This window comes from Flavisolibacter tropicus (assembly GCF_001644645.1).
GTDB classification, from domain to species: Bacteria; Bacteroidota; Bacteroidia; order Chitinophagales; family Chitinophagaceae; genus Flavisolibacter; species Flavisolibacter tropicus.
In genome coordinates this window covers 4,523,976-4,538,465 of record NZ_CP011390.1, presented here as the reverse complement: position 1 = coordinate 4,538,465, position 14,490 = coordinate 4,523,976, and the positions used below count along the sequence as shown (strand labels likewise).

The following is a 14,490-nucleotide window of genomic DNA, read 5'->3' as shown; positions in this document are numbered from 1 at the left end:
AACATGCAGACTGCCCCCAAAAAAGTGATCAATGCCTGGGCCATGTACGACTGGGCGAATAGTGTGTACAACCTGGTAATTACCACCACCTTCTTTCCCATCTATTTTGCCGCCGTTACCAAGCAGGCCTATGGCGAAGAAACGGTACCCTTCTTAGGCCGCACATTTAAGAACTCATCGCTGTACGATTACGCATTGGCCACCGCCTATGCCATTATTGTATTGCTGCTGCCTATACTTTCCTCTATTGCTGATAGCCGTGGCAACAAGAAACGCTTCATGCAGTTCTTTTGTTACCTGGGCGGCTTGGCTTGTTGTGCCATGTTCTTCTTCAAGGGTGATCAGCCTAGTGTGGGCTGGGGTATTGGCTGTCTGATGCTGGCCAGCATTGGCTTTGTGGGTAGCCTGGTATTTTACAACTCCTACCTGCCTGAGATTGCCGCACCGGAAGACCGCGACCGTGTTAGTGCCAAGGGTTTCTCTATGGGGTATATTGGCAGTGTATTATTACAATTGGTAGGCTTTGGCCTTGTCCTTTATTTTAGTGGTAAAGGCGACAACTCAAGTGGCCCGCTGTATACGTTTCTTTTAGTAGGATTGTGGTGGATGGGATTTGCCCAAATTCCTTTCAAACATCTGCCCAAGGGCCAGGCTGCTGTAGAAAATCATACCAAGAACTTTTTAACCGAAGGCTTTATTGAGCTGGGCAAAGTATGGCGACAGGTAAAATCGATGCCGGTACTGAAACAGTTCCTCATGAGCTTTTTCTTTTACAGCATGGGTGTACAAACCGTAATGCTAGCGGCTACACTTTTTGGCAGTACGGTATTAAAACTACCCGACACCAACCTGATTGTAACAGTCGTACTCATTCAACTGGTAGCCATTGCCGGTGCCGTAGGCATGGCGCGCTTATCTACCCGCTTTGGTAACATCCAGGTACTGATTGGCGCTGTGATCTTCTGGATAGTGGTTTGTGTAAGTGCCTACTTCATTGCCAACCTGGCCGAGCAAGGCATCAATACAGAATATTATTTCTATGGACTGGCGGTAGCAGTAGGCCTTGTAATGGGCGGCATTCAGGCTATTAGCCGTTCTACTTACAGCAAGCTGATGCCTGTTACCAAAGACACCGCCTCTTTCTTTAGCTTTTACGATGTAACAGAAAAAGTGGCCATTGTGATTGGCATGCTCAGCTTTGGTGTTATTGACGAATTCCTGGGTATGAAGAACAGCGTGCTTTCGCTGGTTTTATTTTTCTGTATTGGGTTATATGGATTAGTCATAACCTTGTACAAGCAGAAACGCAGTCTGTTCTTTAAATCATAAAAATATTCAGGTAAAGAGCGTTACAGGCGCTCTCTATTTATTTGAAAATAGTAGATATGCAACTCTTTACAATAAACACAGGCAATTTTAAATTAGACGGTGGTGCTATGTTTGGTGTGGTACCCAAAAGCATTTGGAACAAGCTGAACCCAGCCGACGCTAACAACCTGTGCACCTGGTCTATGCGCTGCCTACTGATACAGGAAGGCAATCGTTTGATCCTGGTAGATAATGGTATTGGCGATAAGCAGGATGAAAAATTCTTTAAGCACTACTACCTGCATGGCGATGATACACTAGACAAGTCATTACAAAAACACGGCTTCCACCGCAACGATATTACAGATGTATTTCTAACTCACCTGCATTTTGACCACTGCGGCGGCTCTATTGTGCGCGAAGGCGATAAGCTGGTTCCCGCCTTTAAAAACGCTACCTATTGGAGCAATGAAAAGCACTGGCAATGGGCGGTACATCCTAACGACCGCGAGAAGGCTTCCTTCTTAAAAGAAAACATATTGCCTATTCAAGAAAGCGGGCAACTGAAGTTTGTAGATACACCTACTACCAATGGTCCGCAATTAGGTTCTACACCATTCATGGAGAACATTGATATCCGTTTTGTTAGCGGTCATACTGAAAGTATGATGCTACCACAGATCCGTTACAAGGGCCAGACCGTTGTATACATGGCCGACCTGTTGCCTTCAACTGGCCACCTGCCCCTACCCTATGTAATGGCCTACGATATGTTCCCCTTAACAACACTCAACGAAAAGAAAAGCTTTTTACATGAAGCTATAGATAATAACTACATCCTCTACTTCGAGCACGATGCTCAATACGAATGCTGCAACCTGCAACTCACGGAAAGGGGTATTCGTATGAAAGAGGCGATTGAACTGAAAGACATGTAGAACTAGAATTTGGAAATTAGAAGGATTAAGAGGAAAGGATAACCGATTAATATAGCAGAAGCACTCTTTAATAGGGTGCTTTTATTTATTCTTTTAACATAGGGAGTAAGAATGCCGTCAATATTGTTTCTTCCCTTTGTCATCCTGAACGCAGTGAAGGATCTCATACGCTCACACATAAACACAGAATGCTATCATAACGACACTCCGCTGTCAGGCGTAACTTGTTTCAGCATCTGCTGTCACATCAAAGAACAGACTACTATCCATAGGTAACGTTGTGCTGTTGTCAGGCTGAGCCTGGCGAAGCCTCACTGCCATACAAAACCTGTCTGCCATCCATAATGCTTCTCACCTGTCAGGCGTAACTCGTTTCAGCATCTAATGGTCACTATCTCATTCTAGCAACTATCAACAACACCTCTTTCTTTTTGCTTCATGCAAAATCACCCTAAATTTTAAGGCTATGCAGTAAAGCCCTTACCTAAACATGAAGTGTACAAAATACACCTCAATAAACATCTACAATAAGTTGCTAAAATGCAGGCGTAGCCTATATTTGCTCGCAACCAAAAAATAACGGCAGAATACCGAGTGAACGATTGCAAATAGCATAGCTGCACAACGGTAATACCTTCTCCGTTATGGGCAGGCTTTGAATAGAGCCGAATAGCCCTACCTTGTATCTGGACTTAATGAAAACAAATGGAAATGAGAAAGAGATTTCAAAAACTAACAGCCACTTGCCTGCTAGTAATGGCAGCCTTCTTTAACACAACTGCCGCAACGGCGCAAACCGCTACCCTTGGCATTGGGCTTATCATTGACAACGCTGACTACGATCGCATCTCACACGATGTATACCAGTTTTTTATGGATAACCCCATAATGGTCAATGGCACCCCGCTTAAAGTGCAACTGGTAGACGATCCCTACCAAACGGATTTTGCCATAACCGGGAGCTTCAAGCATTATCATACGGGATGTTGCCCCGATTCAACAAAAACTAATCAGGCAGATCACTGCAACACTTTTGAAACAGATATGGCTTTCAAAATCTGGAAGAATAAAAGACTGGTGCAGGAATTAAAGGATACAACCTACTTTGACGATAGGAAAACAGGGATTCACAAAACCATTACAGAAAGAGACCTTTGTACTTATTTCTTAGGCTATAAGCCTATAGTAGGTAATAGTAACTGCCAAGGATTTTGGGCTGTGGATAAGCGATTGATGGATATAAAGCAAGGTCTCATAGACCTGCACACAGCTATTCTGGAGTTGACCGGCGGAACGACCGCAAAATCGAAAAAGGGCAGTGTGGCCTATAATTTTTCAAATATCACTTTCGAAAAGTTTACCGGAGTAGAGTTGATGGAATTAGGCAACGATGGCCATAAAGTAGGTCTTTTAGGTCTTGCAAAGTACAAGAGCAAGTATAAAAATACCAGTATATCCAGCGTAATACCCGGCTATAACTGTATTACCTGGCCTAATTACAGTTTACCCAAAGACCAGTGGCTAAAGCGGTTCCCTTCAAAAACACCTGAAAAAGAATTGAAGGATCCTTCCTTAAGCGACCTGGAAGAATTTTATACATTAAACTACCGCTTTTTGAAGTCGCAGGAATTCTATTTTGCTGAATTCACGGGCCTGGATAGAAACTTACCCGAAGATTTCGTTTACAGTGTTTCATCGATGTTCTTTCCCAAGTTTTCGAATCCTGGAGCACCCTTGTTTTTGGAATACATAGCTAATCAAAAAGAAGCACTACAAGACAAGACTGCCGCTGCCCATTACTTCTGGTCCGCCTTATTGCTGACCAACAACCTGAATGCCAGTGCAGCCGTGAAAGTGGATATACGCAAAAAATGTTTAGCAGGGTTGGCTTCTGTGGCAGCACAGCGTCAGCAAACATTTTATAGCAGTCTTTTAGAGCTCGACGCAAAACTGAGCGAGAATTACCTTGCCTCACCAAATGCCAAGACAGCCGATAGCATTTATTATACTGCCATGGAAGAAGTTCATAAACAATTGGCTGTAGCAGATGAACAAGTGCAAAACAGAATAGATTATGAAGCCTACAAGAAAGCCTTGAGAAAGGCGGAAAATGCAAAATTCTTCTTTAACCTGGGCCTGCAAACAGCTATAGGAGCCGGCACCGTGGCTACTTCCGGAACCTTTGATCAAAAAAGCTTTGACCGCTCATTTAAAAAAGATGAATACCAGGATGCCTTAGTGCAAAAGCAACTGGAAAAGCTTGACCAGCAAGTAACCACTTCTATGTACGCTTCATTAGCCGGAAAAAAACAAAACACGGAATTGCTTGAGCAATTAAAGAAAGATGTCAATGAAATCGAGCTAAGCAAAACATTCCTGGGACAGGACATTCAGTTTTTTATGCTGGCCAATGAGCAGTATACCTTGCGCATGCTCACGGAATTTTCATCAGACAAGCCGACATTAAAAAAGCTGCTGAAAGCCTACGTAGCTGCCGGCAAAAACGAAAAGGCCAAAAACGAAGCCCTTTTACACATCGTAGAGAAAATAAGGGATTATGAAGTAGCGTGTCGCATGTATGAATGTAAAGGCAACAAGATTCCACAAGAGTTTGAACTTTAAATACAATTCATGAAGTCATTAGTCGTAATCGTATCCATACTACTGCTGCCATGCCTTTTATTGGCACAGAGTGCTATAAATGGTGAAGTGGGTGGACCAACAGGAAATGGGAAACAAAGCAATTTCAGCCTCACCAGTGGAGCAAATGTTTGTCCTGAATGTAGAACATTAGAGCAAACCTTTAATCGTGAATATGCCGCTTATAATCGCAATGCGCCAGGAAGTTCTTATGATAAACTGCTAGATATCGGTAACAAGTTAAATGCATGTTATTCAAAGTGTATTTCTGGTCTCAAAGTAGATGCAGCGTACAAGAAATTAGAGATGCAGTATAACCAGGCAAAGGCGAAAATTGAAAAGGAGATTGAAGCGGCATCCAAAAAGGCAGAGCAAGCTAAGGTAACATATAATAACGCCCAACCTGCGCATAATAAAGTGCTGGAAAATGAACAAGCGCAAAACTATAATGCCATTGGAAAAGTAGTGAATTCATCAACAGCCAAGGTTGACCTGGAAAGCCTGGAGGTGGAAAGTGCCAAACAGGAGCAAAAGAAAAAGACCTTTGAGATGGAGAATGGAGTTCCCTTTCAGGGACAAAACATGGACTTACCCAACTCAAAAGAAAATAAGCAAACAAGCAACCCTAAAACGCCGCTGAATAAAACAATACCGGAGTGCCGTCCCTGCTACGAGAATCAACAATTCATTGATCTGGGCGATGCCTACCGTTTTGCAGATGGCCAGATCAAACTAAGGAGTATTTGTGTGTTTGATGCTCCCTTTGAACCCTCCACACAATTTGTAAGCATATGCGGCTACAACACTACCGGTAAAGACCTGGAAATTGATGTTACGTTTGTGGTACATACTACCACTGGACAAGATTTCAGACACACCAGACATTTTTCCTACGTTCCTTACCTGGCCGATAATAGCCTGAACTTTGGGTTGTCTTCTCCGTCAAGTAAGGTTGATGGGTTTGATTACAGCTTCACCAGTAAGTATGGAAAAATAGTGGGTGTTAGAATTGAAAAGTTCAGCTATAAGTAGAACTAGGATTATTTTGATTAGAAGGATTAGGAGGAAATAACAGCTGTTCTACTATACTTAAGCACTCTGATAAGGAGTGCTTTTTCTTTTGTAGTCGTTGCATATTTAGGGTCTAAGCGGGGTCTTCTCTGCCGAGCCTAAGCGTAGGGAGACACCGCTTGAGATGATTTCAACTTTTGCTGTTTCAATAAAAAAATGAACAACAAGGTGGTATTTTAGAGAGTTATGTGCAATAATTACGAACATTCGACTACGCTTACTTCATGAGTAAATTCAAACAAATAGACATCAAGCTGAAAGCCTTTGCCCAAAAGCTAAAGGTAAAAGTAGCTACGAATGGTACTGTATACTTTCCAGAGCCATCATTTCCAGTAGAAGAAAGAAGTGTTGTCTGTATAGATGGGCGAATCGGAAAAGGAATAATGATTCGGCCAGACATTAAGCCAGGAATTGGCGTTAGTTCAGATACGTGGGACTTTATCAACCTTGCTTGGTTAGAAGATGTGTCACATTCAACCAAACCTTCACCAAAGCCTATGTGGATGCGAACACTTATTAAGAAAGGCCAAATAGAATTGTTGGAAAAAGAAATCGATGGTCTGCTTGCCATATCAGAAGAGAACCTGGAGCAAATAGAATTAAAACACTTAAAAAAGCCACACTCGTAACGCTATGTTACTTCAATGAGGGCTGCATAAGATTAACCTGCTATAAAACATCAATCAACCTATTATCTTTAACCAAGCCAAGGAACACAGACTGTCATTACTAGCAGGAATGCCTGTTCCATTGTAGGCAACTATATGAACCAGCCCTTAAGATTGTTATTTTCCTTTGTTACACTTTCCTATTGCAGTATAGCTCAAAAGTGGGAAAAGGTCTATTTAGATACTAATATCTTTTCAATTGATACAGTTACTGTTGGCAAAAACAAATTCATCGGATTTATTAATGACAAGACCTATTATTTATTAAATGGGAAAGGCGATACCCTGATTAAAAAGACTGACTATTATTTTGGTGCTGAGTTCAAAGACTTTAATCAGGATGGCCATAAAGACATTCTGCTGCACTATTCCAGTAATGCTACAATGGTGTTAGATCTGTTTGTTTATATACCGACAATAAAGAGTTTTAAAGAAGTAAAGGGTTTCCGGCAGTTTCCTGCCCCTTTACCTATTAAGAATACAGGCTATTATTATTCATACCACAAAAGTGGTTGTGCAGATATGAACTGGGATAGTGATTTGTTTTACATCAAAGACTTTAAAGCCATTACTCTTGGAAAGATTTCAGGTAGACAATGCGATAACAGAGATGGTGTCAAAGATGCGGTTTACATACATAAGTTTCATGGCAAGCAAAAACAGTTTTTTAAAACGCTTCCCATTATGACCATTTGGAAATATAAAGACTATAAATGGGGATTTATTGAAGAATACTGGACGAACAATTACCGACAATTCCTGTAAATAGAAAAGCTGCCTACAAAACCAGCTTGCTACCAAAGCGGAAGCAGTACATATACTCTACAAATCAATTTTAGTTATCTTCAGATTATAAATCAAACAACTGGAAAACGACCTGCTGCTATTGCAACAAGCCTGTTCGTTATACACAATCCAATCCCCTATCTAACGCAGTATTTTGATTATTTAAATTTCGGTAATGAAAAGAATATTCAATTTTCTCCTGCTACAATTCCTTGTACTTTCTTATAGTTTATGTCAAACAACTACTGATGATAAAACTGGAGTTGCCAATGAACATCCAGCCTGGATCATGCAGGGGAATATATACGAGGTCAATGTGCGACAGTATACTCAAGAAGGAACGTTAAATGCTTTTGCAAAACATCTTGACCGTTTGAAAGAGATGGGCGTACAAACAGTTTGGTTTATGCCCATTAACCCCATCAGTAAGGTAGATAGAAAAGGTTCATTAGGGAGTTATTATGCTGTTTCAGATTATACAGCCCTCAATCCTGAATTTGGTACCATAGCCGACTTTAAGCAACTGGTAAAAACCATACACAACAAGGGAATGAAGGTTATCATTGATTGGGTGCCGAATCATACAGGGGCAGACCATAGATGGCTTACCGAGCAACCCGACTTCTTTGTAAAAGACAGCACCGGCAAAGCGGCCATGGCGGTTGACTGGGCCGACACCCGGCAATTGAATTATAAAAACCCCGTTATGCAGGACAGTATGATAGCTGCTATGAAATACTGGGTTTCCAATACAGACATCGATGGATTCAGGTGCGATGTAGCCTGGAACGTTCCTGCTACTTTTTGGAGCAAATGCATTCCACAATTAAAGCGCATGAAAAGCATTTTCATGCTGGCTGAAGGTGACAGTGCCTACCTGCCAGAAAGTGGCTTTGATGCTGTTTATGCATGGCATATGTTTAAAATGATGGAGAAGGTAGCCAAAGGCGAAAGACCTGCCGTTGGTCTGGATAGCATTGTGCATGAAAGCGACAGTATGTATCCTGCCAATACCATTCAGATGTACTTTACCAGCAACCATGATGAAAATAGCTGGAACCATGCCGACTTCGGTACTTTTCCCGGGCCTGTACATGCGCCCTTTGCCGTATTTACACAAACAACGGCCAATAGCGTTCCCCTGATCTATGGTGGCCAGGAAGAACCAGTGCTACGGGCTTTAAAATTCTTTGATAAAGACCCGATGCATTTTGGCAAACTTCAAAGAGCTCCATTTTATAAAACCCTGCTTGATCTTCGTAAAAGAAACGCGGCGCTTTCGGCTGATGCCTCATTTAGAAAACTGAGCGTGGGTGATGATAAAGCAGTTTATGCATTCATTAGAGAGAAAGGAGGAAAAAAGGTATTGGTTATTCTTAATTTTTCTAATCGTCCACAACCAATAACTATCAAAGAGAAAGTTTTATTGGGCAACGCCTACAATGTTTTTAAGGGCACAAAAGAGTCTATAAGTAATAAAGCCTGGAATATATCACCATGGGGTTATGCAGTGTATGAATACAAATCTGATTAAGCAAAAGGTTATTGCACATATAAGAGTCTTCACTTTACTGAGTATGATCGCCCTTTCCTTAATTTCGTTTGTTGGTGCAGCCACAGCACAAAGCCGAGATGAACACCAACAAAGGCGTAAGGTCAAGCAGGGAAGCCCCAAGTAAACTTATTATTCACCAGCAATGAGAAAGATCATTTTAGATTTAGCCGTAACACTTGATGGATTTATTGAAGGCCCCAATGGAGAAGTGGATTGGTGTATTATGGACGACGATATGGACTTTGAAGGTTTCCTTTCCAGTATCGACACCATCTTTTACGGTAGGGTAAGCTATGATGCGTGGGGAAATTATCAGCCAGATGTAAACGCTAGCGAAACAGAAACGTCTATTTGGTCTAGCGTTCATTCCAAAAAGAAATATGTGTTTTCCAGCAACCCAACGCAAGACAATAACGCTACGTATATAACTTCTGACTTAGCCGAAAAAGTAGCGCAGATCAAACATCAAGATGGCAAGGATATATGGCTGTATGGTGGAGCAAAATTGATCACCACATTCATCCATCATGGTTTGATTGATATTTACAGGATCTCAGTCCATCCTACTGTACTTGGAGGTGGCAAGCCCTTATTTGAAGGTTTGAAAGAAAGAATGAATCTTGAGTTAGTTGAAGTGAACAGATTTAAATCAGGTGTGGTGCAACTTATTTATAGACACCTAAAATGATGGAGCAACAAAGCTTTAATTATCTTCATTGAGTAAACCAACTAAGAAGCACGGATGGTGCTACAGTGCAGTGTTCCCTTCCGTTAGTTGAAACTCATTTTACCATCTTCTATGAAACACTTTTTGTCAATACTTTTCTTTCTAGCTCCCCTACTAGCATTCGGTCAGAAGAACATTAACTTAGGCTTGGGCGTTCTTAAAATTGATTTTTACAAAAAGCCTACACTTTATTTTTACGCTGATACGCTGCAGAAAACTCCTGCAGGAACTGTTTCGGTGATACAGGATAAACAAGGCGAGTATTTAATTAAAAACAGCACGCAGGTTGCTTCCTGGTTTCAGCCAGAGGGCCTTTGGCTGGACTACAGCATATTCATCATCCGTTTGGATACGAGTATCGGCAAATGGCATAAAGTAGTTGTCAATAATGAATCAGGTAGAACAATGTGGACGAAATCGGAGCCCATTAAGCAAGTGGTAAAGTGGCCTGCCTTTTTATTGAAGGAAACAACTGCTATTGAAAAGCTTACTGAATTCAACTTGGATGTAAAATTAGCTCCATCAGATGGTGCCAAAACCATCAAGAAGATGGAACAGGCAGATTGTTTTGAGGTGTTGGAAATAAAAGGAGAATGGATGAGGGTAAGAACCAACGAGACATTGGAATGTAATGAAAGCAAAAGACCTATCAAGTCTGGATGGATAAGATGGAGATATAATAATCGCATGACTATAGGTTATGGCCTCACTTGCTAAAAGCGAAATGCCTTTAACGTCTAAAAGGGAAATCCCTTTATCTATGCATTCTTTACAACCCTATTTCTACTTATCTTCAAACTGCAAACAAACAGATGCAGCACTGACTATTACCATAGTCGGCAGGCTCACTTCCGTTATGCACTAATTAGTACACTAACCAATAACTACTGCATATGAGACATTTATTAACAACATTTCTTTGTTTAACCTTCACTGCGGCCTTTAGTCAGGAAGCTAACAGTAACGCTCTCTTAACCGACAGTACAACATCAAAACAAATTACCCGGAAAGACAGCTTTGTTTTTGCAGGTAAAACCTACGCCATACCAAGAGATTGTGAGGGCAAGGATCAATCAAATTGCTGCTCCTATGTATCCAAGCCGGATCAACTGGGTTGCGATAACGGCACAGGACTATCCTGGGATTATATGCAAAATCTGAAAGTTGCAGCTTGGAATGTGGAGAGCTTCGCCTCACAAATGCAGCAGCAACAGAAAACGTTTAAAAAAGAGCCAATCACTTGTTATTTGTTGGGCAAAGAAGTATCAGGATATGCCATTAGCTGTGAAACAAAAGAAAACCACAAATGGTATGCTATCGTCGTTTCTGGGGAGGTGGACGGTAGGGCCATGATGGTAGAACTCAGGTCTACAAAAAAGATCAAACATAATGGCCAGATCCAACCAGTATTCCGCCAGATTTTAAGCCTGAAATCATAGCCTGAAAACACATAAGGCTGTATTTTCCTCAATACAGCCTTTTACGCCATGTTTCAGCCAATTAGATAGGTTAACACTGAAGGGATGATGTTTTGTAGAAAGCATTGAAAAATGGACAATTAATGATAAGCTTTGACACCTATAGAACCATTGCTCTTTCATTTCCAGAAGTGACAGAAGATCCTCATTTTGAAAAGACTTCTTTCAGAGTGAAAAAGAAAATATTTGCAACTTATGACAACCAAAACAAAAGAGCTTGTATAAAACTATCAGAGATAGATCAGAATGTTTTTTCGGCTGCTGACAAGACAATTATTTATCCAGTTAACAACAAATGGGGCAAGCAAGGTTGGACACTTATTGAAATGAATAAAGTTAATAAAGACCTATTCTCAGACGCATTGACATGCGCCTATTGTGAAGTAGCCCCTAAAAAACTGGCTGACCAAGTTAGGCCTTATGATAACGAATAAAACAATGCCCCGCCAACTACCCGATATAAAGTATCATCAGCCTTTCCTTGTGCAGCTTTCCTTAATTTCGGTGTTGGTGCAGATACAACACAAAGCCAATAGGAATACCAACAACGTCGTAAAGAGACAATTAACTTATGAAAAGACTCCTACTATTAATATCCTTTGTTTTATTGTTTAACAACCTGTATTCCCAAACTAATGACTCAGCAAATTTTGAAGCACGTCCAACTTCAATATATGAAGTCATTCGACAAAGGGGTTCTGACACGCTGGTATTTTATTACAATGACAGATGGCAATTAGTAAAGCCTGTTTGCGGTACAATTTTCAGGATCTCAAGAATGGACACAGTCCTATTAACTTTTACTGGAAACTTTGTTGACTATTATGCTCACGACAGTACAATAGCCATTGAAGGGAATTATACAAAGGGGAATAAGGAAGGTTTATTTAATATCTACTTCCCAAACGGGCAACTTGAACAATCTGGCAAGTATGTAAATGATAAAAAAACTGGGATTTGGGAATATTTCTATGAGGACGGCACCAAGCGCCAGATACTGGACTTTCAGGACAATGAAATTCTAATTATGGAATTTTGGAATAAAGAAGGAAAGAAATTGGTAGAGTCTGGAAATGGTGAATGGTATAGTTATACACCTTCAGATGAATTCATAAAAACTTCGGGGGAAGTTCTTAATGGACGAAAAAATGGAACATGGAAAAACACATTGCCTTCTCGAAACATGACGACCAATATTGAAAAATACAAAGAAGGGAAGTTTATTAGCGGGAAAATGATTTCAGTGGCTTCAGGAACCGAATCATACAAAGACACCCAGTATTGTTCCATTGAGAAAACTCCAGCGTTTTTGACAGCAGAACAATTCCAGATGAGCCGCTGCTATAAAATTCAAAAGAACAACCTGGAATATGCGAAGTACCCAGGTGGAATGAATAGATTTTATGAACAGATAAGGAAAAGAATAGTACTCACCGGACCAATACTCAACCGGGGGATTATTAGAATTGGGATAATAATTGACAAAGATGGCAAGATGACTAATTTTAGACCACTATCTAGAATTGGCCACGAATTAGATTTAATTGAAGTTTTACAGACAATGGAAAATTGGACGCCAATGAAAGTAAACGGCAAGCCAACAATACAACCACAGATTGTAAGTCTTGAGATTAATTGATACAACCTGTTGCTAACAAAATATTGATATAAAGTCTTGCCATTCTTTCCTTGTCTCGCTTTTATTAATTTCGGTGTTGGAGCAGCTGCAACACCGAAACCAAGAGAAACACCTATAACAGCGTAGAAAATACAAGCTATGAACAATACAAACAATCACGATGAGCGTATTGCAAAAATGACATTCGCCTCTGTATATCCACATTATGTGGCAAAAGCCGAGAAGAAAGGAAGAACCAAAGAAGAATTGCACCAGGTCATTGAATGGCTAACGGGTTTTGATGAACAGAAACTACAAGAGATCATAGAAAAGAAACTAACGTTTGAACAATTCTTTCAGCAAGCTACTCTTAATCCAAATGCCCACCTCGTTACCGGTGTCATCTGTGGCTACAGGATTGAAGAAATTGAAAACCCATTAACAAAGCAGGTACGATATCTAGATAAGCTGGTAGACGAATTAGCGAAAGGCCGTAAGATGGAGAAGATCTTACGAATGGCATAGAGCAGCTTGCAAACAGTTGAATAACCACCATTCACCTCTGAAACAAAAGTTGAAAGACAGGAAGAAACACATAGAAGAGGAGGAAATGTTCAATACTCAATCCTAGATCCAACTTTCAATGTTCAATTAAGAAAAGATGAATTGATAAATATAAAAGCACTCCACTAACGGAGTGCTTTTATATTTTAAAAGTATTTGCTCTTATGTGCGCGGGCGTTCCCCTTTAGGGGCTGGGGGCGTGCGCCTGGCTCTTTCACGACAGGCTGTTTTCTGCTTGCAGCGTGTAGCGTACAGCTTGCAGCTTCCCTCACTCACCACTCACCAGCCTGGCTCTCGCCGCGCTGTCTCTAGCCGGTATGTTACAGAATAGTATACCGCGTAGCATTACACCCACCCCTTCTGCCGGTATAGCCTTTTGCAGAAGCACAGGAGGAAGCAATTACTAAAACCGCGATGATAAGAGAAGCCGCTACAATGCGTAAATCTAAAGTTTGTTTAATTTTCATAAAAGGTATGTTTTCATCTATATGCCCTTTGTGCGGGCGCATTTAAATAATTGATAGCTTATTACAGATTAATTTTAAGGTCAACAGAAAGCCACACATTTCATAGTATAGCAAATCGATACACTGGTATAGTCAAACAAATACGTTTGAATACCATTAAGCACAAAAGCAGCAACAGCAGCCTTTGATCTTCATCAGCGCAACCTCATTCTATATAAATGGTGACAACGACCGAATGCTTTATAGAGGTGTCGAATAAGTGGAGCTGCCCTTTTTAAAAACAGCACTTGAAGCTGTAAATCCTATTCAACAAAGCATATCCGGTGAATAGTGCCTCTACAAGAACTACCGTCCAACAACGGCAACTGAACGTCAGTCTTACACACACAATCCATTTAGGTCCACACAAAAATAGTAACAGCAAACACTGATGCGCTAAGCGTATTGAATGAATTGACTTTTTTTGAACGTGAAACGAAGCAAGCGGTCATTAAAAGCTTCCTTTATTAAGTAACGATCATCAACTTAATAGTGCAGCATTGCACACTCTTTCCTGGCACTAGCTTTGGCTCCTCTCATAGGCTTGTTGCGTTTACAGGGACACGGCGTTTGATTATGACTGCAACCGGCCTTTCGTTGTTCCAGCCAACGTTTCTTTTATCTCCCAAAA

Annotated in this window: 14 protein-coding genes; 13 read left to right on the top strand and 1 reads right to left on the bottom strand. The window is 40.8% G+C overall.

What is annotated here, in order from left to right; all coding sequences use genetic code 11:
- Nucleotides 1-3: 3 nt before the first annotated feature.
- The 13 genes from SY85_RS19405 to SY85_RS19340 all read left to right on the top strand — a co-directional run bounded on the left by SY85_RS19405 (nucleotide 4) and on the right by SY85_RS19340 (nucleotide 13,314).
- Nucleotides 4-1,329: an MFS transporter gene (locus tag SY85_RS19405; RefSeq protein WP_066406661.1), complete on the top strand. Its 1,326-nt coding sequence runs from the start codon at nucleotides 4-6 to the stop codon at nucleotides 1,327-1,329.
- Nucleotides 1,330-1,385: 56 nt separating this feature from the next.
- Complete coding sequence (locus SY85_RS19400) at nucleotides 1,386-2,246, top strand: MBL fold metallo-hydrolase (RefSeq protein ID WP_066406659.1); 861 nt, start codon at nucleotides 1,386-1,388, stop codon at nucleotides 2,244-2,246.
- A 711-nt stretch (nucleotides 2,247-2,957) separates the two neighbouring features.
- Nucleotides 2,958-4,868 carry a hypothetical protein gene (locus tag SY85_RS19395; protein WP_066406656.1) on the top strand — a complete coding sequence of 637 codons (1,911 nt, stop codon included), beginning with the start codon at nucleotides 2,958-2,960 and terminating at the stop codon, nucleotides 4,866-4,868.
- 9 nt (nucleotides 4,869-4,877) lie between these two features.
- Nucleotides 4,878-5,918: a hypothetical protein gene (locus SY85_RS19390; protein ID WP_066406654.1), complete on the top strand. Its 1,041-nt coding sequence runs from the start codon at nucleotides 4,878-4,880 to the stop codon at nucleotides 5,916-5,918.
- A 263-nt stretch (nucleotides 5,919-6,181) separates the two neighbouring features.
- A complete protein-coding gene (locus SY85_RS19385; RefSeq protein ID WP_066406652.1) occupies nucleotides 6,182-6,586 on the top strand; it encodes a hypothetical protein in 405 nt (134 codons plus the stop codon).
- 135 nt (nucleotides 6,587-6,721) lie between these two features.
- Nucleotides 6,722-7,390 (top strand): hypothetical protein, encoded by a 669-nt coding sequence (locus tag SY85_RS19380; protein WP_082886615.1) that lies wholly within the window; start codon nucleotides 6,722-6,724, stop codon nucleotides 7,388-7,390.
- Between the two features lie 196 nt (nucleotides 7,391-7,586).
- On the top strand, nucleotides 7,587-8,945 hold the full coding sequence (locus tag SY85_RS19375) for an alpha-amylase family glycosyl hydrolase (RefSeq protein WP_071891041.1): 1,359 nt from the start codon (nucleotides 7,587-7,589) through the stop codon (nucleotides 8,943-8,945).
- A 163-nt stretch (nucleotides 8,946-9,108) separates the two neighbouring features.
- Nucleotides 9,109-9,654 carry a dihydrofolate reductase family protein gene (locus tag SY85_RS19370; RefSeq protein WP_066406649.1) on the top strand — a complete coding sequence of 182 codons (546 nt, stop codon included), beginning with the start codon at nucleotides 9,109-9,111 and terminating at the stop codon, nucleotides 9,652-9,654.
- 111 nt (nucleotides 9,655-9,765) lie between these two features.
- Nucleotides 9,766-10,410, top strand: coding sequence for an SH3 domain-containing protein (locus SY85_RS19365; RefSeq protein WP_066406648.1), 645 nt, complete (start codon nucleotides 9,766-9,768; stop codon nucleotides 10,408-10,410).
- 176 nt (nucleotides 10,411-10,586) lie between these two features.
- Nucleotides 10,587-11,132, top strand: coding sequence for a hypothetical protein (locus SY85_RS19360; protein WP_066406647.1), 546 nt, complete (start codon nucleotides 10,587-10,589; stop codon nucleotides 11,130-11,132).
- Nucleotides 11,133-11,254: 122 nt separating this feature from the next.
- Nucleotides 11,255-11,605, top strand: coding sequence for an MmcQ/YjbR family DNA-binding protein (locus SY85_RS19355; RefSeq protein ID WP_066406646.1), 351 nt, complete (start codon nucleotides 11,255-11,257; stop codon nucleotides 11,603-11,605).
- A 137-nt stretch (nucleotides 11,606-11,742) separates the two neighbouring features.
- Nucleotides 11,743-12,810 carry a toxin-antitoxin system YwqK family antitoxin gene (locus SY85_RS19345; protein WP_148661240.1) on the top strand — a complete coding sequence of 356 codons (1,068 nt, stop codon included), beginning with the start codon at nucleotides 11,743-11,745 and terminating at the stop codon, nucleotides 12,808-12,810.
- A gap of 138 nt (nucleotides 12,811-12,948) precedes the next feature.
- On the top strand, nucleotides 12,949-13,314 hold the full coding sequence (locus SY85_RS19340; protein ID WP_066406643.1) for a DUF2200 domain-containing protein: 366 nt from the start codon (nucleotides 12,949-12,951) through the stop codon (nucleotides 13,312-13,314).
- Between the two features lie 359 nt (nucleotides 13,315-13,673).
- Here SY85_RS19340 and SY85_RS25715 read toward each other — a convergent pair whose 3' ends face one another.
- Nucleotides 13,674-13,820 carry a hypothetical protein gene (locus SY85_RS25715; RefSeq protein WP_158513007.1) on the bottom strand — a complete coding sequence of 49 codons (147 nt, stop codon included), beginning with the start codon at nucleotides 13,818-13,820 and terminating at the stop codon, nucleotides 13,674-13,676.
- Nucleotides 13,821-14,490: the final 670 nt, after the last annotated feature.